The sequence below is a fragment of the Gordonia sp. ABSL11-1 genome (assembly GCF_030315685.1).
Lineage (GTDB): Bacteria > Actinomycetota > Actinomycetes > Mycobacteriales > Mycobacteriaceae > Gordonia.
Genome location: NZ_JASXSI010000033.1, coordinates 23,598 through 44,566 on the forward strand (window position 1 = coordinate 23,598; position 20,969 = coordinate 44,566).

Annotated in this window: 20 protein-coding genes and 2 pseudogenes; 9 read left to right on the forward strand and 13 right to left on the reverse strand. The window is 64.2% G+C overall.

All coding sequences use genetic code 11. The features are described from left to right. Positions 1-20: 20 nt before the first annotated feature. Genes QSJ19_RS24320 through QSJ19_RS24345 form a run of 6 tightly spaced genes read left to right on the forward strand, consistent with a single transcriptional unit; the run spans position 21 to position 5,745 of the window. Positions 21-1,199 carry a substrate-binding domain-containing protein gene (locus QSJ19_RS24320; RefSeq protein WP_286323622.1) on the forward strand — a complete coding sequence of 393 codons (1,179 nt, stop codon included), beginning with the start codon at positions 21-23 and terminating at the stop codon, positions 1,197-1,199. Further along, on the forward strand, positions 1,196-2,527 hold the full coding sequence (locus QSJ19_RS24325) for an FAD-binding oxidoreductase (protein WP_286323623.1): 1,332 nt from the start codon (positions 1,196-1,198) through the stop codon (positions 2,525-2,527). The genes QSJ19_RS24320 and QSJ19_RS24325 overlap by 4 nt, the downstream gene beginning before the upstream one ends. A gap of 2 nt (positions 2,528-2,529) precedes the next feature. Continuing rightward, positions 2,530-3,303 carry a creatininase family protein gene (locus QSJ19_RS24330; protein WP_286323641.1) on the forward strand — a complete coding sequence of 258 codons (774 nt, stop codon included), beginning with the start codon at positions 2,530-2,532 and terminating at the stop codon, positions 3,301-3,303. Beyond that, positions 3,300-3,911 (forward strand): pyridoxine/pyridoxamine 5'-phosphate oxidase, encoded by a 612-nt coding sequence (locus QSJ19_RS24335; RefSeq protein ID WP_286323624.1) that lies wholly within the window; start codon positions 3,300-3,302, stop codon positions 3,909-3,911. The genes QSJ19_RS24330 and QSJ19_RS24335 overlap by 4 nt, the downstream gene beginning before the upstream one ends. After that, positions 3,908-5,302, forward strand: coding sequence for an amidohydrolase family protein (locus tag QSJ19_RS24340; protein ID WP_286323626.1), 1,395 nt, complete (start codon positions 3,908-3,910; stop codon positions 5,300-5,302). The genes QSJ19_RS24335 and QSJ19_RS24340 overlap by 4 nt, the downstream gene beginning before the upstream one ends. Beyond that, positions 5,299-5,745 (forward strand): cupin domain-containing protein, encoded by a 447-nt coding sequence (locus QSJ19_RS24345; protein ID WP_286323627.1) that lies wholly within the window; start codon positions 5,299-5,301, stop codon positions 5,743-5,745. Before QSJ19_RS24340 ends, QSJ19_RS24345 begins: the two co-directional genes overlap by 4 nt. A 27-nt stretch (positions 5,746-5,772) precedes the next feature. Here QSJ19_RS24345 and QSJ19_RS24350 read toward each other — a convergent pair whose 3' ends face one another. Together QSJ19_RS24350 and QSJ19_RS24355 are read right to left on the reverse strand one after the other, a co-directional pair. Further along, positions 5,773-6,012, reverse strand: coding sequence for a YciI family protein (locus QSJ19_RS24350; protein WP_286323628.1), 240 nt, complete (start codon positions 6,010-6,012; stop codon positions 5,773-5,775). A 337-nt stretch (positions 6,013-6,349) separates the two neighbouring features. Beyond that, complete coding sequence (locus QSJ19_RS24355; RefSeq protein WP_286323629.1) at positions 6,350-7,051, reverse strand: TetR/AcrR family transcriptional regulator; 702 nt, start codon at positions 7,049-7,051, stop codon at positions 6,350-6,352. On the opposite strand from QSJ19_RS24355, the gene QSJ19_RS24360 reads away from it, so the two are divergent. Next, on the forward strand, positions 7,023-7,562 hold the full coding sequence (locus QSJ19_RS24360; RefSeq protein WP_286323630.1) for a DnaJ family domain-containing protein: 540 nt from the start codon (positions 7,023-7,025) through the stop codon (positions 7,560-7,562). The genes QSJ19_RS24355 and QSJ19_RS24360 overlap by 29 nt on opposite strands. Before the next feature lie 9 nt (positions 7,563-7,571). Here the strand turns inward: QSJ19_RS24360 and QSJ19_RS24365 are convergent, their stop codons facing one another. The 6 genes and pseudogenes from QSJ19_RS24365 to QSJ19_RS24385 form a co-directional block, all read right to left on the reverse strand. Beyond that, positions 7,572-8,063: an SDR family NAD(P)-dependent oxidoreductase gene (locus QSJ19_RS24365; protein WP_286323631.1), complete on the reverse strand. Its 492-nt coding sequence runs from the start codon at positions 8,061-8,063 to the stop codon at positions 7,572-7,574. Next, positions 8,006-8,515, reverse strand: a pseudogene (locus QSJ19_RS26885) (SDR family NAD(P)-dependent oxidoreductase); the annotation flags it as partial. The pseudogene QSJ19_RS26885 and the gene QSJ19_RS24365, both read right to left, overlap by 58 nt. A gap of 324 nt (positions 8,516-8,839) precedes the next feature. After that, positions 8,840-9,256: an ankyrin repeat domain-containing protein gene (locus tag QSJ19_RS24370; protein ID WP_286323632.1), complete on the reverse strand. Its 417-nt coding sequence runs from the start codon at positions 9,254-9,256 to the stop codon at positions 8,840-8,842. 90 nt (positions 9,257-9,346) lie between these two features. After that, positions 9,347-9,826: a nuclear transport factor 2 family protein gene (locus QSJ19_RS24375; RefSeq protein WP_286323633.1), complete on the reverse strand. Its 480-nt coding sequence runs from the start codon at positions 9,824-9,826 to the stop codon at positions 9,347-9,349. Positions 9,827-10,036: 210 nt separating this feature from the next. Beyond that, the gene (locus tag QSJ19_RS24380; RefSeq protein ID WP_286323634.1) at positions 10,037-10,534 is read right to left on the reverse strand and encodes a hypothetical protein; all 498 of its coding nucleotides are present in this window, start codon (positions 10,532-10,534) and stop codon (positions 10,037-10,039) included. 48 nt (positions 10,535-10,582) lie between these two features. After that, on the reverse strand, positions 10,583-11,356 hold the full coding sequence (locus QSJ19_RS24385; protein ID WP_286323635.1) for a hypothetical protein: 774 nt from the start codon (positions 11,354-11,356) through the stop codon (positions 10,583-10,585). Between the two features lie 157 nt (positions 11,357-11,513). On the opposite strand from QSJ19_RS24385, the gene QSJ19_RS24390 reads away from it, so the two are divergent. After that, positions 11,514-11,834 (forward strand): hypothetical protein, encoded by a 321-nt coding sequence (locus QSJ19_RS24390; RefSeq protein WP_286323636.1) that lies wholly within the window; start codon positions 11,514-11,516, stop codon positions 11,832-11,834. A 115-nt stretch (positions 11,835-11,949) separates the two neighbouring features. On the opposite strand, the gene QSJ19_RS24395 is transcribed toward QSJ19_RS24390, so the two are convergent. Then, the gene (locus tag QSJ19_RS24395; RefSeq protein ID WP_286323637.1) at positions 11,950-13,566 is read right to left on the reverse strand and encodes a DUF6777 domain-containing protein; all 1,617 of its coding nucleotides are present in this window, start codon (positions 13,564-13,566) and stop codon (positions 11,950-11,952) included. A 428-nt stretch (positions 13,567-13,994) separates the two neighbouring features. Between QSJ19_RS24395 and QSJ19_RS24400 the strand changes: the two genes are divergently transcribed. Next, on the forward strand, positions 13,995-14,870 hold the full coding sequence (locus QSJ19_RS24400) for an SGNH/GDSL hydrolase family protein (protein ID WP_286323638.1): 876 nt from the start codon (positions 13,995-13,997) through the stop codon (positions 14,868-14,870). 107 nt (positions 14,871-14,977) lie between these two features. Here QSJ19_RS24400 and dctA read toward each other — a convergent pair whose 3' ends face one another. From dctA to QSJ19_RS24420, 4 genes and pseudogenes are all read right to left on the reverse strand, one after another. Next, positions 14,978-16,369 carry a C4-dicarboxylate transporter DctA gene (gene dctA, locus QSJ19_RS24405; protein WP_286323642.1) on the reverse strand — a complete coding sequence of 464 codons (1,392 nt, stop codon included), beginning with the start codon at positions 16,367-16,369 and terminating at the stop codon, positions 14,978-14,980. Positions 16,370-16,732: 363 nt separating this feature from the next. Continuing rightward, positions 16,733-18,124 (reverse strand): annotated as a pseudogene (locus tag QSJ19_RS24410) (IS1380 family transposase). A 262-nt stretch (positions 18,125-18,386) separates the two neighbouring features. Next, positions 18,387-19,769 (reverse strand): group II intron reverse transcriptase/maturase, encoded by a 1,383-nt coding sequence (gene ltrA / locus QSJ19_RS24415; RefSeq protein ID WP_286323639.1) that lies wholly within the window; start codon positions 19,767-19,769, stop codon positions 18,387-18,389. A gap of 137 nt (positions 19,770-19,906) precedes the next feature. Then, positions 19,907-20,092, reverse strand: coding sequence for a hypothetical protein (locus tag QSJ19_RS24420; RefSeq protein ID WP_286323640.1), 186 nt, complete (start codon positions 20,090-20,092; stop codon positions 19,907-19,909). Positions 20,093-20,969: the final 877 nt, after the last annotated feature.

Here is a 20,969-nt window from a genome sequence, read left to right on the forward strand (position 1 = left end):
ACCACACAGAGAAGGAACCCATGAGAACCAACGCCAGACGCCGCCTCTACACGACCACCGGCATCGCCGCACTGGCCGCAGCACTCGCGTTCACCGCCGCATGCGGATCCGGCGGCAGCAGCGAAGGGTCCGGCTACACGGGCGCGGTCGGACCGGTCGACCTCAGTGACAACTGCCCTTCCACCATCGTCGTCCAGACCGACTGGAACCCGGAGGCAGAGCACGGCCACCTCTACCAGCTGCTCGGACCCGACCCGAAGATCAACGCCGGCAACAAACGCGTCGTCGGTCCGCTGTTCGACCGCGGCCAGTACACCGGTGTCGACATCGAGATACGCGCCGGCGGTCCCGCGATCGGCAATCAGTCGGTGACGTCTCAGATGTATGCCGATCCCGCGATCACTCTCGGCTACGTCGACACCGATCAGGCGATCCAGAACTCGGCGTCCAATCCGACGACCGCGGTGATGGCTCCGCTCGACATCAGTCCGCAGATCATCATGTGGGACCCGGCGACCTATCCACAGGTCAAGCAGATCGCCGACCTCAAACCCACCAAGGCGCGCGTACTGTACTTCGAGGGCTCGACCTACATGAGCTACCTGACCGGCGCCGGGATCCTCTCGGCCGATCAGGTCGACGGCAGCTACGACGGCAGCCCGGCCAACTTCGTCGCCGACCAGGGTCGCTCCGCGCAACAGGGCTACGCCAGCTCCGAACCCCAGCTGTACCAGGAAGAGGTCGAGGGCTGGAAGAAGCCCATCGCCTATCAGCTGGTGCACGACGTCGGCTTCCCGACGTACAAGTCGGCCATGGCCATTCGTTCCGGCGAGCTCGAGAAGAACGCCGCGTGCCTCCAACAGCTCGTGCCGGTCCTCCAGCGAGGCGCGGTCGACTACCTCGCCGATCCCGGCACCGCGAACACGGTCATCCTCGACGCGGCCCAGCAGTACAACACCGGCTGGGTCTACACCCAGCGCAACGCCGACTTCGCCGTGCGGACCATGCGGGACCGCAAGCTCGTCGGCAACGGGCCGAACGGAACGATCGGCGACTTCGACACCACACGCGTCCAGCGGGTCATCGACGTGACCACACCCATCTTTGCCAAGCAGGGCACGCCCGTCGCCGACGGCCTGACGCCGGACGCCGTTTCGACGAACCGCTTCATCGACACCTCGCTGGGACTGCCGTCATGACCGCCCCGGTGGTCGCCGTCGGCACCGACGACGGACGGCCCGACTTCGACTCCCACGACGTCGAGGCGCTCGCCGACGACCTGCTCGCCATCCTCGGGCCCCGTGGTGTGAGCATGCTCCCCCGCGCATTGCGGCGCGCGGCGCGGGACGGCTCCGGGATGAGTCCCATCCTCTCGGCGCAGGATCTCGGCGCACCCGACCTCGTCTGCTTCCCGCGCACCGCGGATGCGGTCCCGTCGATCGTGCGGGCGGCGGTCGCGCGCGGCGTACCGATCACCACCAGGGGGAAGGGCACCGGCAACTACGGCCAGGTGATCCCCCGGTTCGGCGGGCTCGTCCTCGATATGACCTCGTTGACCGAGATCCACTCCCTGACAGATCGTTGCATCACCGCACAGGCGGGCGCACGGATGATCACTCTGGAGCAGACCGCGTGGGGGCGGGGCAGCCAGTTGTGGATGTACCCGTCGACCGTGCAGTCGACGCTGGGCGGGTTCCTCGCAGGTGGATCCGCCGGCACCGGAACCATCGTGCACGGACGCAATCACCAGGGCTACGTCGAGGCTCTCGACATCGTGTACGCGACCGACGACGCCGAGCTCGTCCATCTCGAGGGCGACGACGCCCAGCCGTTCGTCCATACCTACGGCGTCGCCGGCATCATCGTGGGCGCCTCGGTCCGCGTCGAGCCACGGCAGGAATGGCGCTGCGTGTACGCCAGTTTCGCTTCCCACCGTGAGGCTTTCGACGCGGCGTACGACGTTGCGGCACTCGAGCCGAAACCCCGCTTGCTCTCGGCGGACGGTCCTGCAATCGTCGACGCCCTGCCCGACGACCCTGCGTTCGTGTCCGGCCGCGCCAACGTCCGCGGCATCATCGACGCTCGCGTGCTCGACCAGGCCGCCGACATACTCACCACCGCGAGTGGTCGCATCGAGGCGGTACGCGAAGGCATCGCCGAGACGGTGAAACTGTCCACGCTCTCCTACAACCACCCGACGTGGTGGTTGCAGAAGGCGCAGCCCGACAAGTGGTTTCACATGGAAGTCCGAGGCGACGCGTTGGTGACCCGGCTCGACGAGGTCGAGTCCGTCTACGAGGGCGGCATGCTGCATCTCGAGGTCGGCCACGAGATGATGTTCGGGATGCTCAACGGCATCTACCACTCGCCTCAGCAGGTGATCGACGGCGTCGCGGCGTTGGAAGAACTCGGTGTCGGTGTGCATTCGCCCCACCAGTGGTATGTCGATCTGGATGCGGACCGGGTGCGGGCACTGGCCGAAATCACCGATCCGAAAGGGCTTCTCAATCCGGGGAGGTGGATGTGACCGTGCCGATTCGCACGCACCGCTACGCCGAGCTCACCACGGCGCAGATCGCCGCGGCGCTGTCGGAGGACTCCATACTGATACTGCCGACGGGCGCGATCGAGCCGCACGGCCCGCATCTGCCGCTCGCCACCGACCTCATCGTGGCCGAGGCGGTGTCGAACGCTGTGGCCGAACGCGGCATGGCCGCCGGGCACGATGTCTGGCTCCTACCTGCCCTCGGATACACCAAATCCGATGAACACGCGAAGCTTCCGGGCACGATGTGGCTGCGGGCGAGTACCCTGTTCGAGACCATCGTCGACATCGGCGCGTGTGTCGCCCAGACCCCGGCGCGACGTCTGCTGTTTCTCAACGCCCATGGCGGCAATTCCGCGCTGATCGAGGTCGCCGCCCGAGAACTCCGGCGACGCTTCGATCTGCAGACCTTCTTTGCTTCTGGCCCTGCGCAGCCCGGCCCGACCGAACGCGGTCTCGGCATCCACGCCGGGTGGGCCGAAACGTCGATGATGCTGTATCTGCGCCCGGATCTGGTCCACATGGACCGGGCCGAGTCGTCCGTTGCCGTCGCGGTGGCCGACTCCGTCCACGTCGGATTCACCAAGACGGTCAAATTCGGCTGGCTCTCCACCGATTTCGCCGAGTCAGGAGTCATCGGGGATCCCACCGGCGCCCGCCCGGACATCGGTGAAAAGCTGTTCGACGAGCGGGTCGACACGCTCGTCGCCGCATTGGACGAGATCGCTGACTTCGATCCTGGACGGGTTCGGGCGTGATCACCAGCGGCACCGGCTTCGGCGCTGATTGCCCAGTCGAGGAGTACTTGATCTCCGATCCGGTTGCGCTTCTGCATCGATGGTTGCCGGACGACGAGAGTCCCCCGCCACTCATGGCGTTGGCCACCGTCGGCCGCGACGGGTACCCACGTGTCCGGCATGTTCTGCTCAGTGAGGTCGACGCCACCGCGGTGTACTTCCACACGGACAGCCGGTCGTCGAAGGTAGCTGAACTGTCCGGGCATCCGCGCGCCGCGATCGCGCTGGCTTGGCCGGAGGTCGGCCGCCAGGTTGTCGCGCATGGGGAGGTGCAGCGTGCCTCCGACGACGAGTTGCGGCGGACCTATTCTCGGCGGTCGCGCTATCTGCAACTGCTCGCGTGGGTCAACGACGCGGAAACGGCAGCGCTCGATGCCGCAGAACGCAGGCGCGTCTGGGCCGAGTTCGACAGAGCCCACGGCGAGTTGTCCCCGCCGAGCACGTGGACCGGGTTCGCGATCGAACTCCACGAGGTCACGTTCTGGCGCGGTGACCCCGAGGGCCCCTCTCAGCGGTCCCGGTTTCGGCGCACCCACGACGGGTGGACGGCACAGGTGTTGCCGGGATGACAGCAGGAACCTTCGTCAACGCGCTGGTGTTGCCGGTGACCGGCGACCGCACCTGGTTCTGGGGCTGGCTGTCGGTCGATGAGTCCGGACGGATCACCGGGGTCGGCGAAGGCACCCCGCCGGCGGATGCACCGCAGCCCTGGCGAGACCTCGACGGGTGTTTTCTCGCACCGGGTTTCGTCTCCGCACACAGTCACATCTACACCGGGGGAATGCGCGGCGTGGCACCGAACAGTCCGTTGTACGAGTGGGTGTCGCTCAACGGACAGATGCTACTGGGTGCCGAAGCCGAAGACCTCTACTGGATGACGTTGGCCGGCGGTCTGGATCACCTCTCGTGCGGCATCACGTCCGTGTACAACTTCACCCAGTCCCGGGTCATCTCGTTGTTCGACTACGAGAAGTCCGTCCTCGCGGCCGCCCGTGTGCATTCACCCGAGTTCGTCACCCGCCAGGTGGACGGACTCGCCGATTCCGGTATCCGATTCGTCACCAGTGTCCGACTCGATGACGAACAGCTGGCCGAAGACGAGGCTTTCGCCGCTTTCGATGCGGTGATGACGCACCTCGACACCGTGCCGACTGGTCAGAGCCTCGGCGGCTCAGTGTACGGGGCAGTGCAGTGGTCGTCGTCCCCCGTGACCGCCGAACGCGAACGGGCACTGATGGACCGGTACACGATCACCAACCAGGCTCACTTCGTGGAGACCGCCGAACAGATCGAAATCCAGCAGGCGAAGTTCGGCTGGTACGACGCGGCCGGCGTGCTCGGTCCGGGTTTCGCGTTCGGTCACTTCGTCCATCCGACCGACGAGATGGTGCACCGCGTGCGTGATACCGACACGGCAATGGTGTGGCAACCGATGTCGAACGGACGGCTCGGTTCAGGGATCGCAGATGTACCTCGGCTGCTCCGGAACTCGATCACCGTCGGGATCGGTGTCGACGACCAGTCCTGCACCGACGTCTCCGATCCGTTCGAGAACATGCGGACCGGGCTGTTCCTGCAGCGCGGCCTGCACAGCGATCCGGCCATCCTGACGCCCTCGGACGTTCTCGCCTTACACACCATCGGGTCGGCCTCGGCGATCGGAGCAGCCGATCGCGTCGGTTCGCTCGACGTCGGCAAGTTCGCCGATCTCGTGGTCGTCGATCCGAGGTCACCGCACACCGGACCGATCTGGGACCCGGTCGCCTCGTACGTGCTCGGGTGCGGTCTGCGCAACCTGCGGGAGGTATTCGTCGGTGGGGCGCCCGTGTGGAGTCGTGACACGACCGATCCACTGCGCGAGAACGCCGATCGCGAACTCACCGAACGGATGATCGCGTCGGCCGCCCGGTCGGGCATACACGCGATTCAACGCCCCCCGGCACCCGAGGGAGCCACGTGACCATCCCACCGTTCGTGATCGACGTCGACGATCTCGTCGGCTACAAGATCAGCCCGGACGACACCGTCACGCTCGCCCTACTGTCCGGCCCGGCGACGTCCGGATCGGAAACCACTGTCTGCCTGGAAATCTGGGATCCGCTCGGCACGCAGCCGCCGAACAGCCATCCGGAGTCGTCCGAGACATTCGTGGTTCTTCGCGGCGAGGGCGTGGGGCACTCCGACGAACACACCCGGTTGCTGTCGTCGGGGACCGTCATCGTCATGGCTGCGGGTAGTGTGCACCAGATCGTCAACACGTCACCCACGCACAAGATGTACGCGATCACCGTGATGGAACGCGACCGCGGATTCGAGGAGATGATCCTGTCTGGGACGCAGGTGCCCCTGTCGAACGAGGATCGAAAGGTCGTGGTTGCGGCTGCAAAAGGACCTGTGGTGTGACGCGAGTCTGGCGCGGCTTGACTCGCGTCACTGGGGTTCTTCCTGGAAGGCGCGGACTTCGATACGTGATCCCAGTGCGGCGGAGGCTTGTTCGGCCCAGGTGAGCGCGGCGGCGTCGTTGTCTGCATTGATGATCCAGAATCCGCCGACGTATTCGGTCGCTTCGACGAACGGTCCCGGAGTATGGGTGGGAACGTCGCCGGTCGCGTCGACGGTGATAGCGGTGGAGGGAGGATTGATGCAGCCCGCCCGCGGTGACAGAGGCATCAGCCGCAGCGAGATCGTCGTTGAATCTTCCCACCGCAGCCATCACCTTCTCGAGTTCGGCGGGGCCCATGTCCTGCATCGAGTCCATCGTCGGTTCCTCGGCGGTGTCATGGGGCAGGGTCAAGAAGTACTGTGGCAGTGGACATCTCCTCAATCTCGAGTTGGTGTTCTGTCATTGGGGCTGACCGCGCACGGATGGAAAACTCATCGCCACGAGCTGATCCCACCGTGGCACACGTGCTATTGGCAGCCGCGTCACGACGACCCCCTTCGTGGCGGCGAGGCGTTGGCGGGTGCTTTCGCCTCGACCCCGATGAACAACCGATTGATGCCTCGATCATGACGCGGGTCCGAAGAGTCGATCGAGATGCTGTTCAATGGCTGCGAGTGCCGCCGGCGGTTCGATGACGCCGAGGTCGAGAAGGGGACCGAGGCCGGTCAGCGCAAGGACGAGGTCCGTTTCGATGACCGGGTCGCTGTCGTGACGGATATGCCCCTGGCTCATCGCCTCTCGGATGAGTCGTTCGACCATCGCGCGTCCATCTCGCAGTCCGAGGCCAACCTGTTGACGCAACGATGGGTCGTGCATGGCTTCGAGCACGTACGCCGCGTTCATACGGCTGGTGGCGCGGGAATCGGATCGGAGAGGAAGCATCTCTGTGAGGACCACTCGCAGCACGTCGCGAGGATGCGGAGGTTGGTCGAGTGACTCCAGGCTTCGTGCGACTCGGCGAGATGTCTGTTCGGAAGCGAACTCCATCGCGAAGGCCAACATCTCTGCGCGTGAGGAGAAGTAGTGCTGCAACTGCCCCAGCGAGACTCCCGCCTCGCGGGCAACTTCGCGCATAGTCGCTCGCGCCCAGCCGTGCTGGTCAACGACGCGCCAGAGCGCATGAGCGATCAACTCACGTCGCTCGTGATGATCAACCTGCTTCGGCACCTGGACCCCTCTTTTACAATACAAGTGACATAATACATATGACCTAAATAGTTCGCGAGATGGAGTACTGATGACGCCGGAGCACGAGCTGCCCCTCACATTCTGCAACCCCTCCGCTTTCGCGTTTGACGCCGAGACAGCGATTGCGCTGCTCGCCGACAGGCATATTCGTAAGGCGATCGAACGGGGCGATTTCGATGACCTTCCCGGCAGCGGTAAGCCCCTCGATCTGTCCGATGCCCATGACCCCGACTGGTGGCTCAAGAGATTCATGAAGCGTGAGGGACTGGCCTTCTTGCCGCCCTCCATTCAGTTGCGCAAGGACGACGCCACCCTCGACGAGCAACTCGATCAGCTACCGAACGAGAAGGCGGTTCGACACGAGATCGCCCAGTTCAACGAGCAGGTGATGCACGCTCGTCACCAACTGCCGTCGGGGCCGCCGCTGATCACCATGCCGCGTGACGTCGAAGCCACAGTGGCCGCGTGGGCCGGCCGCAAGGCGGCGCGAACCGAGGAAGCACGCACCAAAGCGAGTGGAGAAGCCAAGGCAGAGCAGCGTTCTCGACGACCGCTCTTTCGCAAGCGAGGCCGTCGACAGTCGCGCTGAAACAGACGTTCAGCCGCGAAGCAGTCCACCGTCGACGACGTGTTGGCTCCCGGTGATGTAGCTCGCGTCGTCGGAGAGCAGGAAGACGGCGAGCGAGGCGACTTCGTCGGGGGTTGCTGCGCGGCTGAGTGGAACGTCGGCGAGGACGGCGTGTTCGAACGTGGTGCGTGCGTCGGTGGTCATGAAGTCGCGGAAGCGTGTGTCGGTGGCACCGGATACCAGTGCGTTGACGCGTACGGACCGCGGGGCGAGTTCAGCCGCCCAGCACTGTGCGGCAGCGGTGATGGCGGCTTTCGTTGCGGCATAGAGCGATGTGCCTGCCGCCGCTTCGTGAGCGGACGTCGATGATGTGACCGGCACAGCCGCCCCCGGTTGAGCTTGGTGCAAGAGCGGCGAGTTGCAGGAAGGGCCCGCGCAGATTGACTGCGACCAGTGCGAGCGAAGTCGTCGGCGTCCAGAGCGTCCACAGGACCTATCGTTGCGCGGCCGGCATTGAGCCACAGTCCGTCGATTCCGCCGTCGACAGCACTCACCAGTTCGGCTCCCGCCACACGTGACGACGCGTCGTTGGCGACAACGGTGGCCTCCGAGATCTCGGCCTTGAGTGCGTCGAGACGCTCGGTTCGGGTTCCGGTCAGAGTCAGGCGCGCACCTTCGGATGACAGCCGACGTGCGCCGGATCTTCCGATTCCGCTGGTCGCACCCGTGATCACGACGTGCTTGCCGGCGAGCGTGGCCCCGTCCGCAGACGCCGGATCGTCGTCAACCACGACGTTGCCGCGGTGGGACTCGGCGGGCAGTGCTGAGGTGAAGGGTCGTCCGCAGCCGACACAGTCGGTCGGGCCCGACGGTGCGGGGCGCGGGTCGTCGGTCTGCAGCAGTTGACACCAGGTCTCGTCGACGTCGCGCCAGGGCGGGGGGTCGACCTCTTCAGCCTCGATCGCGGCAAGCACACGCCGGCCCAGGTTGTCGTCGGTGATCGTGACTGGCGCCTCCGGCAGGATCTCCCCGAGCCGTTTCTCGACCGACCGCAGCGAGAGTCCCGCATCGAAGGGGTCCCCACTCCGATTCGGTTGGGGCGTTGAGGACGTCGTCCTCGCAGCCGCGGGAAAGTGTGTCGAATCTGATGATCGCTGGGCTATGGGCTAATAACGACCGCAAATTACGCATTCAAGGTACGTGTTAATCAGAGATCAGTCGGTCGACGGAGTCCGATCTGCGCACGATCCAGGATCCGTCAGGCAAGAGGAAATGGTGGGTTCAGTCCCCTTGTTGCTTCAATTCCCTTGTTGCGCTGACAGATCTGCGGCAAACAACGACATGATGCTGCCGTTACACCACGCCACATTGCCGAGCATGCGCAGAATGGAGGTTCCTGAATTGTTGCGCGCGTGGAGGTCGGTACCCGACGTCTTCAGTAGCTCGATCATCGGCAGATGATCGTCTCCGCGTCGAGCGCCCTTCATGACGGCGATCCACAGCGGAACGTTGCCGTGCTCGTTTCGCGCATTGACGTCAGCGCCCGCCCGGAGCATCGTCTGCGCAGCATCCAAACGGTTGTCCTGGGCGGCGAAATGCAGCGGAGCCCAGCCCGCGATGTCACGGACGTCGGGATCGGTTCCGGCATCCAGCAGCTCTGCCACCCGTACAACATCACCGTCGAGCGCCGCGTAGTGCAACTGATCGCGGCCCATCCGGTCGCGAGTCGGTGCCATGTGATCCCTTTCGAGTGGGTTGTACCTCGACGTTGCTGTGGCGGCCCAGCGTGTACCGGAGGCGGCTGGTCACGACGAGATCGTCCGCTGCGTGAGAACCGTGAAGGCAACACGGGGCGACATCGCAGCGACACGGAGCCGCCCGAGGAACGAATCTTCAGGCAACACATTGAGATAGGCGAACATCTGGTGTCGAACGACGCGCTGATCGCGGAACGTCCAGATCTCGGCTCCCCGCTGATTGACCTTGCCGTCGAATCCGCCGGTGTAGGTCAGCGCGACGGTCGTCGCGTCGCTGCAGGCAACGGTGGTACGCACACGTAGGTGTAGTGCACGCCATAACGTGGTGAGTTCCTCGACCGCGGGCCCGATCTCGTCGATGCCGTGATACCGCGCGACCGATCCGTCGACGATCCACTCCACCGTCGCATCGGGCGCGTAGAGACCGATCCACTCGTCCGCCAGCGCGTCGTTGCTGATCGTCTCCAACAAGGCGACGAAGGCGTTCGCATCGGGCGTGTGGTGTCCCGCATCCGGAACCTCAGTCATGAGCACTCCCTCAGCTCGGCGGCGCCGATGATCGACCTCGTTCTGTGACGCATTGTAGAGACCTGACACAGGCCAGACCATCCGTCGATCGATCGAACATCGCGGGCTCACCCACAATCCAACTCGCAGATGACGGCGAACGTAACCGTGGGCGATACGTTTCGCGTCATCTGCTCGCGCGTCGGCGGGACCACCCGACGCGATCAGTCATCAGCTGAACAAGATCTGGCCGATCTCATTGGCGGCCCGTTGGATTTCAGGCAGCTCGGATCTGGCTCCGGCGGCCGTGAGACGGCCTCCGCCCGTACTGTGAAAGAAGATCCCCGTGGTGTTGGCGGTCAGGAACATGACGACGGCAATACCCAGGAAGAGCAGTCCCACAAGAACGCCGAGCGCAGGGCTGTAGGCCCCACCGGCGGCCAATGCCCACAGCGCAACGAACAGCGCGGCCACCCCGTACACGATGCGCCGGGTCGATGTGGCGTTGCCGGTCGAGATCTGGCTGACATGCCGGAGCGGAGCCTCGTGCTGGATGTAGCCGTGTCGAATGAATCCGAACAACAGGTGCGGATGATGCACGATGACTCGGCGGTCGGTGATCGTGACCGTCGACTTGATGTGAGTGAGGATGAAATGCGGCGTGAACTGTCCCTGGTATCGGATGATCTCACCGGCGACGATTCCGGTTGATGGCGCGGCTGCGGTCATCGGATTCCTTTCTGGTTGTACGGGTTGGTCGACGGAGGCGGTGGGTGGTCACGGGAGGTAAGCCGTTGTTCCCGCCGGCTCAGCGGTCGTGCTGATCAGCTTTCCGAGACAGTGGTCGCGATCGAAACCCTGCTGCGCACACCATGATACGGCATCCTGCGGGGATGGGAATGTCCGCGAGGTGATGGTTACCCACCACCCTGATGCGCTGAACACCGGCCACTCGTCGCTCCACAGCAACCGCGTACCCGAGAAACGTTGATAGAACGACGCGAACTCGTCGAGGATATCCTCATTCGTCCACGTCTTCCCGTCGGCGACGAGGCCGGGTTGCTTGGAACTCAGCTGAGCGACCCACTGATTGTTGCTGGAGGACAGTATCTCTGACCGATCCGACTCAGCCTGTGCACGCAGCGACTGGGCGACCGTCTGACCGATGTCGGTGCCGGGTGGCAGGTACGTGCGCGACGACACCACCGAGGCTGGGGTCGATTCCGCCGGAAGTTGTTGTGCACTGGGGCTTCCCACATCGTGAACGCTGACAGACATGCCCGACACGCCGGTGCCGGCAACGAGTCCCGGCAACCCGAAGAAACTTCCCGTCGGGTAGATCATGCTGACCTGCCGGCCGGTCGATCCCGCAGGTATGGCAATCGGGTTCGACGACAGATCGAAGACTCCCGACGCCAACACCAGCGACGGCGACGACACGACTATCTGGGTCTCCGAGTTCGACAGGACGTCGCCACTGGAGCACGACGCGGTCACCGCCACTGTGACCGCCAAGCCGGCCGACGTCATCGCCACACCGGTGGGAGTCATCGACGGTGATGTAGCACAAGCAGATACAGTCGTCGACGACGAGTTGTCCCCAGCCGTGTTCGCCGCGTCCGGCAGTCCCCATCCCCGGAAAGCACCGGACGCAAGCCCCCAGGCTGCCACGCCGACCGCGAGCACCGCGATGGTGCTCAGTGCGCCGATGACCATCAGCACGCCCGACGACAGGCCTGCCGAATGCGACCCCTCGCCGAGCTGTCGTGACGGTGGCGGCAGAGTCGGCCGCGCCGAAACGGTTGTCGGGATAATGGTTGTCGGGGCGAACCCTGGCGGCTCGATGGTCGGTGCTGAGGAAGATCGTGTCGTCGCGGCATGGCGGGTAGTTGGGTCATCGACCACGATCGTGGCGGCGGTCGGGGCAGCATCCGGAGAGTCGTCGACACCGACCGTGGGCGTCGTGTGTCGCGCGGTCGCGCTTTGGGTGCCCGACCGCCACGTCATCCAGTCGAGATCCAGGCTGTGACCGTGCAGTGGAGTATCTGAGCCATCGGTGTCTGAGCCATCGGTGCGCGGCATCGGCCGTTACCTACTCGACGATTTCACTGATCGTTGCTCCGCCACGCAAGTGTCGACACCCATCATGAGACCGGCGGTGTCGTGGTCGTCGTCTCCTCGGTGGTCGTCTCCTCGGTGGTCGCTTCGACGGTCGGCTCCGCTGTGGAGGTCTCGACTTCCGGTGTGGTGGTCTCGACCGTGGGAGTCTCGGTCACCTCCGGCGCGGTCGTCTCGGTGGTGGTCTCAGCCGGGGTCGGACTGGTTGTCGACGTGGTGGTCTCGGGCAACTCTCGCCACACTGCGCTGGCGACATCCACGTCGGCTGCGGTCCGACCGACCGGCGTCAGCGAAATGCTCCACACTCCGTCGGAATCGGTAGCCGAGCGGACGGCGGCGCTCAACAGCGACAAGGCGTACACGCCGCGGTCGACGGAATCGCTGCACCGCAACGTCAGCGATGCGTCGGTGCTCGGTTCGATCGGGACAGTGCAGGTGACGGTCGTGCCGCCGTCGTCGAAGCTGAGGCTGCCGACCTGCCCACCGGACCCGGTGAACGCGGTGGGACGCGGACGCTCGGACGGTGCCGCTGCGGAGGTCCCCTCTGAGGTCGATCTCCTCGTCGCGACAGCGGGCGCAGATTCTCCGGTGGCACTGCTCATCTGCGGGTTGTCACCGTCGGCAGCCGCACGTTCTTCGACCGCTGCGGCGGCCTGGGTGCTGCCGGCGCCGGCGAGGCCGTTGCGCTCGGCTTCCTCGTCACTGCCGGCGGCGAACGGGACGTTCAGGTCCGCCGGGGTGGGCAACGGAGCCGTCAACGGCGGCACCCCATCGAGGTCGAGGACATTGCCGACCTGCCGGGTGAACAGCTGCGCGTTGTCGACGTTGATCAGCGACAGCGCGGCCGCAGCCAAGCTCGCCGCCGGATTCGGCGCGGGCGCAACGACTGTCGTGTTGTTCACGACCGTGACGTTCTCGGTGTGGTAGGCCACCCGCACGACACGGTTCGTCTGGTAGCCGGGCCAGGTGGTACCGGCGACGCGATAACCACCGACCGGTGTCGCTGCCGGCGGCGCGAGAGGGTTGCCGCAGCTGCAGACCGCCCGGGGCACGCCGGCGCCGTCGACCAGGACGGGTGTGCCGGCCTGCAGCACCGACTGGAACGCGTTCGCGCTGCCGCCGTGGTAGGTGTGATTGGTGACCCAGGTGTCGGCAGTCAACACCACCGGCGTCAACGTATTCAGGTAGTAGGGAATGTCGCTCGGATTGATGCCGAACACACTCGCCCACGCACGCGCCGACGACGGGTCATTGGCCAGCGAGTTGCCCAACGCTGCCACGTCGCAACTCGCAGTGCCTCCAGCGCCGTACAATCCCTGCTCCGTCCCGTTGACCACGCGCACTCCCCGGTCCTGCGCGCCTCGGGTGGAGGCGAGCTGGATACCTTCGGGAAGTGCGCGGTTGGTGAGCGCGACCGATGGCGTGAACGGATCCTGCTGGGTGTCACCGATACCCAGCAGCCGCAGCGCTGGAGTCAACGGATTCCCGTCGGACTTCACCGTCAGCACGACGATGCTGGCCACAACCAAGGCCAGCACCGCGACGACGGCTCCCAGGATCAAGGTCTTGTTGCGTTTGGCGCCCGCAGAATCGGGCGCAGTCGGCAGGGTCGGATACGGAGCGGAATTGTCGGGGAAGGTCATCGCTCGACTTTCTTACTGCACGAGTGGACACCGGAACACGATTGGAACAGCAGTCGCCGAAACCGAGTGCGATACCCCAAGATCGCGCTCGTGAGGAAACCGCCTCGACGATGTATGCGCTGATCGAAGCACTCGATATCCAGGCGCACAAGACGGGTCACCGATCAGAGGGCGGATTCATATCTTCGGGTGAATGCAGTGGTGATCCGTTTGTGCCATATTGCGGACGATGCGACAAATGCCGTAACGGAACGGCCGAATTCGACGATATCTGTGTCCGCGGATCACAACTTTCCGGCGTTCGAAAGCGATTCTCCGCACGGGCGACGGCATCGGCCACGATCCGCTCCGTACCCTGCGGACTGGTCCGAATTGATGAATCCTCGTCCGGGGCGTCACGCTCGGCGAGAACTCAACGATAGTTGTGCGTGCGCACCCCAGAGATCCGTCGTCCATCGCTGCGGCTGCTGCGTCGAATCGTCGTCGTCACCCTCGCCGTACTGCTCGCCGCCACCGGCGTCGGTGCGCCTTTCGCGTCGGCCGACTCAGGGCCGTACTACGTCGCACTCGGCGATTCCCGCGCGACCGCTCCCACCTGGACGTCGGTGCTGTACGACGACAACTGCGGCCGCACTCGCGACGCCTATCCCGGCAAGGTTGCCGCCGCACTCGGGGTGACCTACCGGTCCGTCGCATGCACCGGTATCACCTCGACTGAACTGCTGCACGGTAAACGTGTGCTCTGGCGCTACATCCCGCCGCAGGTAGACGCTCTCTCGCGCAGTACCCAACTCGTCACTTTGTCCATCGGCGGTAACGACATCGGCTGGTGGGAGCTGATCTCGTCATGCTTTTCGCAGATCCCGGGCCGCGACACCCGTTGTCGCGACAGCGGATCGGTGTCTGCGGCGATCAACGCGGCTTTCTCCACACTTCCGCCGAAAATCGATGCGGTGGTCGCAGAAGTGGAGCGTCGCTCACCCGACGCGACCGTTGTCGTCGTCGGCCACGGTGGGTATTACGGCTCCGTGGGCTGCAACCCCCAAGCCAACATCTCGCCCGCCGACGCCGGATTCGTCCAGACGTTCTTCACCCGGTTCAACCGCGTTCTACGGGAATCCGCCGACACGTTCGGAGCACGTTATGTCGACATCGCCGGCCCCGCCGCCGGACACGACGCCTGCTCCGGCAACCGCAGCTGGTTCGAGGGCAACAGCCCACGGTGGCCTACCCAGGTCCGGCATCCGACACCGCTCGGGTCGTCGAACATGGGCCGACTCATTGTCGAGCAGTTGAGACGGTAGCGGCGATGAAGCCAGGCACGTCCGAAATGTTGCGCTGGCGCCCAGGCCTCGAACTCCGGGTCGAGAACAGGACGGATCGGGGTGTGCCACCGAACGGGCCCACCCGATCAGGGTTTGTCGGGATCGCCGGTCTGCGTCTGAACAGCCAAGCCCATCTGTTCGGCGGCGATCTCAGGTCGTCCGGTGAGTGGATCGGTGTCACCGACCAGAGGTACGGGTTTGCCGCTGAGCACCATACGCATTCGGTCTTTGTCGAGTTGTCCCTCCCAGTTGGCGACGACGAACGTGGCGACACAGTTGCCCAGAAGGTTGACTGAGACGCGCATGGAGTCCATCAGCCGGTCGGCGCCCAGCAGGAGCGCCACGGCGGCGACGGGAATGCTCCCATGGCCGATCGCCGACACCGTTGCCGAGAGCGCAAGAAACGATGACCCAGGCACACCGGCCATGCCCTTCGACGTCAGCATGAGCACCAGAACAGCGGTGATCTGCTCGCCGAAACTCAGGTCGACACCGAGCGCTTGGGCAAGAAACAGGACGCAGATCGACAGATACAGAGTGGCGCCGTCGAGGTTGAAGGAGTACCCGGTGGGGACGACCAGGCCGGTGGTTGTACGTGAGCATCCGGCGTACGACAGTTTCGTCATGATGCGCGGAAGCACCACTTCGGTGGAGGCCGTTCCGAGCGCGATGAACAGCTCGTCCTTGATGTAGACGACGAACCGCCACAAGTTGACTCCGGCGAAGACGCGCACGATCGCCGCAAGCACCAGGATGAACAAGACGGCAGCCAGGTAGCAGCAGGCGATCAGTTTGCCGTAGCTGGCCAATGAGGAGATCCCGTACTCACCGACGATGTAAGCCATTGCGCCCAGCGCCCCGAGCGGGGCGAGCTTCATGATCCAGCCGATGACGGTGAACAAGACATGGCTGAGTTGATCGATGACCTCGAGAATGATCGGCGGCCCCTTCTCCCCCGCTTTGGCCAAACCAAGACCGAACAGCACGGCGAAGAAGAGCACCTGCAGCAGCTCGTTCTCTGCGAACGCCGAGATGACCGAAGTCGGGATGATGTTGAGGAGAAAGTCGACTGTATGAGGCAGTTCGCCGTTGTCGGTCTTGTCTGCGATGGCTTCGGCCCCGGTGGCCAGAGTCTGTGGGTCGATGTTGAACCCTGCGCCTGGCTTGACGATATTGCCCACGGCCAGTCCGAAGACAAGCGCGAAAGTGGTGACCACCTCGAAATAGATGAGCGCCTTGACTCCGATGCGGCCCACGGATTTCAGATCGCCGACGTGGGCGATGCCCAGGACGACGGTGCAGAAGATGATCGGCGCGATCAGCATCTTGATCAGCTTGATGAAGCCATCAGCGATCGGTTTGAGGTCAGCACCCAACGATGGCCACAAGGCACCTATCACGATGCCCGCCACGATGGCGACCAGCAGCCACGTGAACATGGATTTGTACCATGGGGTCTTCGTGCTGGATTCGGGCATGTCCGATGCAACGGGAAGATCATGAGTCACCGGCCAAGTCTCGGGTCGCCAAGCCGCGAAATGGTTCCACTCTCGTTTCGCGAAGGTAAAGATCGACGAGAGTTCTGAGTGAGTTCGGAAATATATTTCGCGCCGACTTGCCGAACAGCGCCAACACTGAGCTGATCATTCGCAAGAAGGAACTGGCTCTACCCTCGATGTTTCGCGGGGTGACGCTCGCCGCGTGAGTTGGTCCGGGTGGTTGGTCTGAGGACCGGATTCCGGACCGAGGCCGTGAGTGTGTGGCCGAGCGTCGGTGGGCGTCGGGGTTCACGGCCCCGAAGTGCGTTGTCCTTTCAGTCGTGGGTCAGGCTGGCCGGAGGATCAGCCGGGGTTGGGAAGTGCTGCGAGTCGGGCGATCCCGTCGAGCAGCAACTGGAGGTGGGGTGCGGTGGCGGCGAGTTTGAGTCGGGCCCGCCTGGCGTGGCGAGTGAGTCGGGCAGCGATCGAAAAGACTTGTAGTCGTAGCCTTTGGGTTCCCACTGTCGGGCGGGGGTGGTGTCGAAGGCGAGTATCTGGGTCCAGGCGATCAACTCACACGCCAACGCGATGATGGCACACCAGATACGGTTCTGATCGAACCCGTGCAGGGGAAGGTTCGTCAATCCGCAGTCTTTGGCGGTGCGGATGCGGTCCTCGCAACGCGCACGCCGGCGATGGCGCAGTTCGAGCTCGGCCAGCTGGCCGCGGGGTGTGTTGGTAGCGAACGCGGTCAGCCGCATCCCGTCGGAGTCGGTGAACCGCAACTGCGCCCCCGGATGCGGTTTCTCTTTCCGCACGATCACCCGCATGCCCTCGGGCCAGCCCGAAAGGTCCGGCATGCCCGTCAGTTCCACGACCCACGCCCCGTCACGTTCGACCCCGTCGGCGTCGTAGGCCGGGGTCCACGCCTCGGGTAGTAGTCGGTCGACGATCTCGGCGATGGCCTCGGTGAGTCCGAATCCGACCGAGTAGGCCAGCCGCCGTCTGGTCAGATAGTCGAGGAAGTCGTGGGTGCCGCCGGCCGAATCGGTACGGATCAACACGGCTTTCCCGACCCGATAACCATCGATGCCGGGTACTTGGGCCAGGGCCTGCTCGACGACGGTGATGTGATCGGCGGCGGTGTTCGACCCGGCGTTGCCGGGCCGTAGCTGGATTGCAAGTGGTTCACCGGTGCCGGCGGCTTGGTGATCGACGAATGCGCACAGCGGGTGAAACCCGAAGCCCTTCTTCCAGTTTGGCGTCGCCTGCTCTTTGTCGGAGTGTGCGGTCACCAAGGTGGCGTCGAGATCGATGATCAACGGATGCCGCATCACGGTCGTGATTCGGCGCGCTGTCACCCGCGCGCTGCCAGCACTGCGCACGAGCGGCCGCCCGCGCGATGTTGATCGCCGACAAGGCTGCAGGTGCATCGGCGGCCAGCGTGGAGATCAGCCGCGACACCGTCGGATCTGAGGCGACCGGCCCGAACACCGCCGGATCGGCACACACCTGGTTGATATCAGCCAAACAATCGCCGCCCAGGGCGACCGAGATGGCGAGGTCGAGCAGGATCTTGCCCGGATCGTGAGTGGCCAGCGGCCTGCGCCACGGCGCCAACACCGTCGACAATCCGCTGATCAGACCGGTTTTCTCGGCGCACCGCAGCAGGACCGTCGCCCCGGCGTGCGACACCACCCCGGTTCCGGAGCCATCTGCAGACAACCACGGGTAGGGCGACGTAGACTTGCTCACCAGATTGGTGCTCCTCGACCATGAGAAATTCGGACCTTCGCAAGTCGAATTATCCCAGGTCAGAGCACCAATCTTCATTTGCGACACGGAATCAGCGTGTAGGGTCGGGGACTGGCGCGGTGGCAATGCTTGATGGTAGGTCGTGAAGCCACGTGAACCCGAGGGTTTCCCCTCTGGTTGTTCTTCTTCACGTCCGTGATCAAGGTGCTCCGTTTCCAGTCCCCGCCCGTCGAACCGTGCGTGCGGTTCTCCCGCACACGGCTCACCGAGGCCGTTCACCACCAGCATTCGGTTTCTTCTGCCAGGCACGGAATGGCCTGGGCGCATATATGATTCCCTCAAGGCTGATCAGGCCGAGTTGGTTGTCGGAGGAATAGAACACCACCGACCGCCCATAACCTCGGCTACGTTTATGCCGCTTGGCGATCACACCTGCCAACCGCATCAACGCATAATCCCTGATCGTGGCGAACCGGGCGGAGGAGTTCCCAAAACGGAAATATCCCGCCCACCCACGCAGGAATCGGTTCACCGATTCCACAATCGCGCTCACCGGCAACAACATCCGAGACCGAACCGTCACACCACGGATCACCTCCCGGGCATGTGCCATCGCCTTGTCCGAGGGCCACCGAGCAAGGAACGTAATACCTTTGGTGACCGAACGTCGCTGACTGCGCACCCACCGATGGTGAAAGCCCAGGAAATCCAAACCCTCACCGCCTTCGACGAGATGCACGATCCTGGTCTTGCTGGCCTTGGGCGTCACACCGAGCTCGGCAAGCACAACCCGCAGATACGCGAGGGCATCCTCGGCCTGTTGCCGAGACCGGCACATGACCACCACATCGTCGGCGTAGCGGACCAGCACCCCGTACCGACGCATGTCCCACACCCGATCAACCTGGTGCAGATACACATTGGCCAGCATCGGAGAAAGGACACCGCCCTGCGGCGTTCCGGTCACCTGTCTGCGCACCACGCCATCAGTCATCACCCCGGCACGGAGCATCACGCGCAGGAGCTTGAGCACCGACTGGTCACAGACCCGTTCCTCGATCACCTGCATCAACCGGTCATGCGGAATCGCCTCGAAACAATTCGCGATATCCGTCTCCACCACCCACCGTCGCCCTCGCCATGCTTCATCGACGAGGACCTGCAGCCCGTCATGGGCCGACCTCTTGGGCCGGAACCCGAACGAGCAGTCGCACATGTCTGCCTCGAAGATCGGCTCGAGCACGATCTTGGTCGCAGCCTGCACGATACGGTCACGAACCGCGGGAATCGACAACGGACGCTGCTCGCTCGTTCCCGGTTTCGGAATCCACACCCGACGCGCCGGTAGCGGACGATAACGTCCTTCCCGCAGTTCGGTGGCCAGCTCATCGAGTAGCCGGGTCACCCCGTACTCGTTGACCTGGTCCACAGTGATGCGGTCAACACCAGATGCACCCTGATTACGGTGCACCTGAACCCACGCCCGCCGAAGAACATCACTGCGCATGATCTTGTCCCCCAACGAGTGAAATCGCCTACCAGAATCAGCCTTGGCTGCCCGGTACAGCGTGTGCTGCAAGGCACGCACCGAATCAGACGGCACAACACCGCCAGCGGCGGGACTAGCCACACTCGTGGCACTCACCGGGCACCTCCTTCACATCACCACGCATCGACACACGTAGCGGCCCTTCCCTCACCCCGGGTTATGTTGTCCCGCAGGCTCAATCGGTACTACAGCCGCCTCCGACTCCCTCCCGACCGGCCACTCACTTCCCAGGATCACTGGTTATAGAGCGCCACCGCTTCCGACCACCATGCCCACCACGTCACCGCAACGAGCACCTCGCAGATGACCGGGCCGGGGAGGGCCTCTCCAGTTCCCGCCGCCACTATCGATACGTTCCACGCCCCATACGCCGGAGAGTTCCTCAGCACCTGCACATCCAGGTCTTCAGTGCCTTCCATAGGCCTTCACCGTGATTTCGGCGGCTCGACTCTCTCTTCACCCCACCCAACGGGCAGAGACCTCTAACGACGCCGCAGGCTTCGCTTCATGCTGCGGACCGCATCCTCGCTCCCCCTCACAGGGCTTTCGACACTGGGCTCCGACCCCACCCGTTTCCAGACGAGGCCGCCAGTCTGCTACCGGGCCACCTGGCAGCTACCCGGACCGGACTCACACCGGCAAGCGACGACGAGCTTACGAACACAAGAACCAATAACAACCCTCCTGTTCTGCTGGACGCACGAAAGGCCGAGGCTACAACTGACTGGATCGGTTACCGAGGACCTGCCAGGTCCGGTGGGGGTGGTCTGAGCCTCGGATTGCGGGCCGAGGCCGTGAATATGTGGCCGAGCGTCGGTGGCAGGCGTCTCCGGCAGGGACGAAAGTGAAAGCTTGTCCTGACCGACGGTACAGCGAGTCGCCGTCGCTCCCAGAGTCTCAGCCAGACTTCTCGCGCTCGCCAGGCTTCGCGGCTGATACCCGCTCAGCGGGCCGGGTACCAAGTTCGCAGCTCGGTACTGAACGCTGCGCGTGCGAGAAGGAGCATCGAGGCAACTACTTTCACCTTGCGCTGTGAATGGCCATGAGAAAGTCCCCACTGGTGGCCAGGTCGAGGTCCCCGGTGGTGGCCAGATGAAAGTCCCCGCCTTGTGTTCGTCGTGTCGAACCTGGAATGGAAGGCCCAGACGGTGACGGTGAAGGTGCCAACCGATCACCATCACCGCCTGGGAGTTTCATTGAAAACCGCGAGGGACCGAATGGACATCATTTCTGCTTACCGCGAAGTCGGAAGCTACCGTGCCGCAGCTGAGATCTGCGGTACGACTCATAAGCCTC

What these genes read in the sequence shown, in the direction of transcription:
- QSJ19_RS24420 (WP_286323640.1), bottom strand. Translation starts at nt 20,092, where the DNA reads ATGGAAGGCACTGAAGACCTGGATGTGCAGGTGCTGAGGAACTCTCCG.
- dctA (WP_286323642.1), bottom strand. Translation starts at nt 16,369, where the DNA reads ATGCCCGAATCCAGCACGAAGACCCCATGGTACAAATCCATGTTCACG.
- QSJ19_RS24360 (WP_286323630.1), top strand. Translation starts at nt 7,023, where the DNA reads ATGACGCCGGAGCACGAGCTGCCCCTCACATTCTGCAACCCCTCCGCT.
- QSJ19_RS24385 (WP_286323635.1), bottom strand. Translation starts at nt 11,356, where the DNA reads ATGACTCCCACCGGTGTGGCGATGACGTCGGCCGGCTTGGCGGTCACA.
- QSJ19_RS24325 (WP_286323623.1), top strand. Translation starts at nt 1,196, where the DNA reads ATGACCGCCCCGGTGGTCGCCGTCGGCACCGACGACGGACGGCCCGAC.
- QSJ19_RS24395 (WP_286323637.1), bottom strand. Translation starts at nt 13,566, where the DNA reads ATGACCTTCCCCGACAATTCCGCTCCGTATCCGACCCTGCCGACTGCG.
- QSJ19_RS24320 (WP_286323622.1), top strand. Translation starts at nt 21, where the DNA reads ATGAGAACCAACGCCAGACGCCGCCTCTACACGACCACCGGCATCGCC.
- QSJ19_RS24375 (WP_286323633.1), bottom strand. Translation starts at nt 9,826, where the DNA reads ATGACTGAGGTTCCGGATGCGGGACACCACACGCCCGATGCGAACGCC.
- QSJ19_RS24340 (WP_286323626.1), top strand. Translation starts at nt 3,908, where the DNA reads ATGACAGCAGGAACCTTCGTCAACGCGCTGGTGTTGCCGGTGACCGGC.
- QSJ19_RS24350 (WP_286323628.1), bottom strand. Translation starts at nt 6,012, where the DNA reads ATGCCTCTGTCACCGCGGGCGGGCTGCATCAATCCTCCCTCCACCGCT.
- QSJ19_RS24370 (WP_286323632.1), bottom strand. Translation starts at nt 9,256, where the DNA reads ATGGGCCGCGATCAGTTGCACTACGCGGCGCTCGACGGTGATGTTGTA.
- QSJ19_RS24380 (WP_286323634.1), bottom strand. Translation starts at nt 10,534, where the DNA reads ATGACCGCAGCCGCGCCATCAACCGGAATCGTCGCCGGTGAGATCATC.
- QSJ19_RS24390 (WP_286323636.1), top strand. Translation starts at nt 11,514, where the DNA reads ATGACCATCAGCACGCCCGACGACAGGCCTGCCGAATGCGACCCCTCG.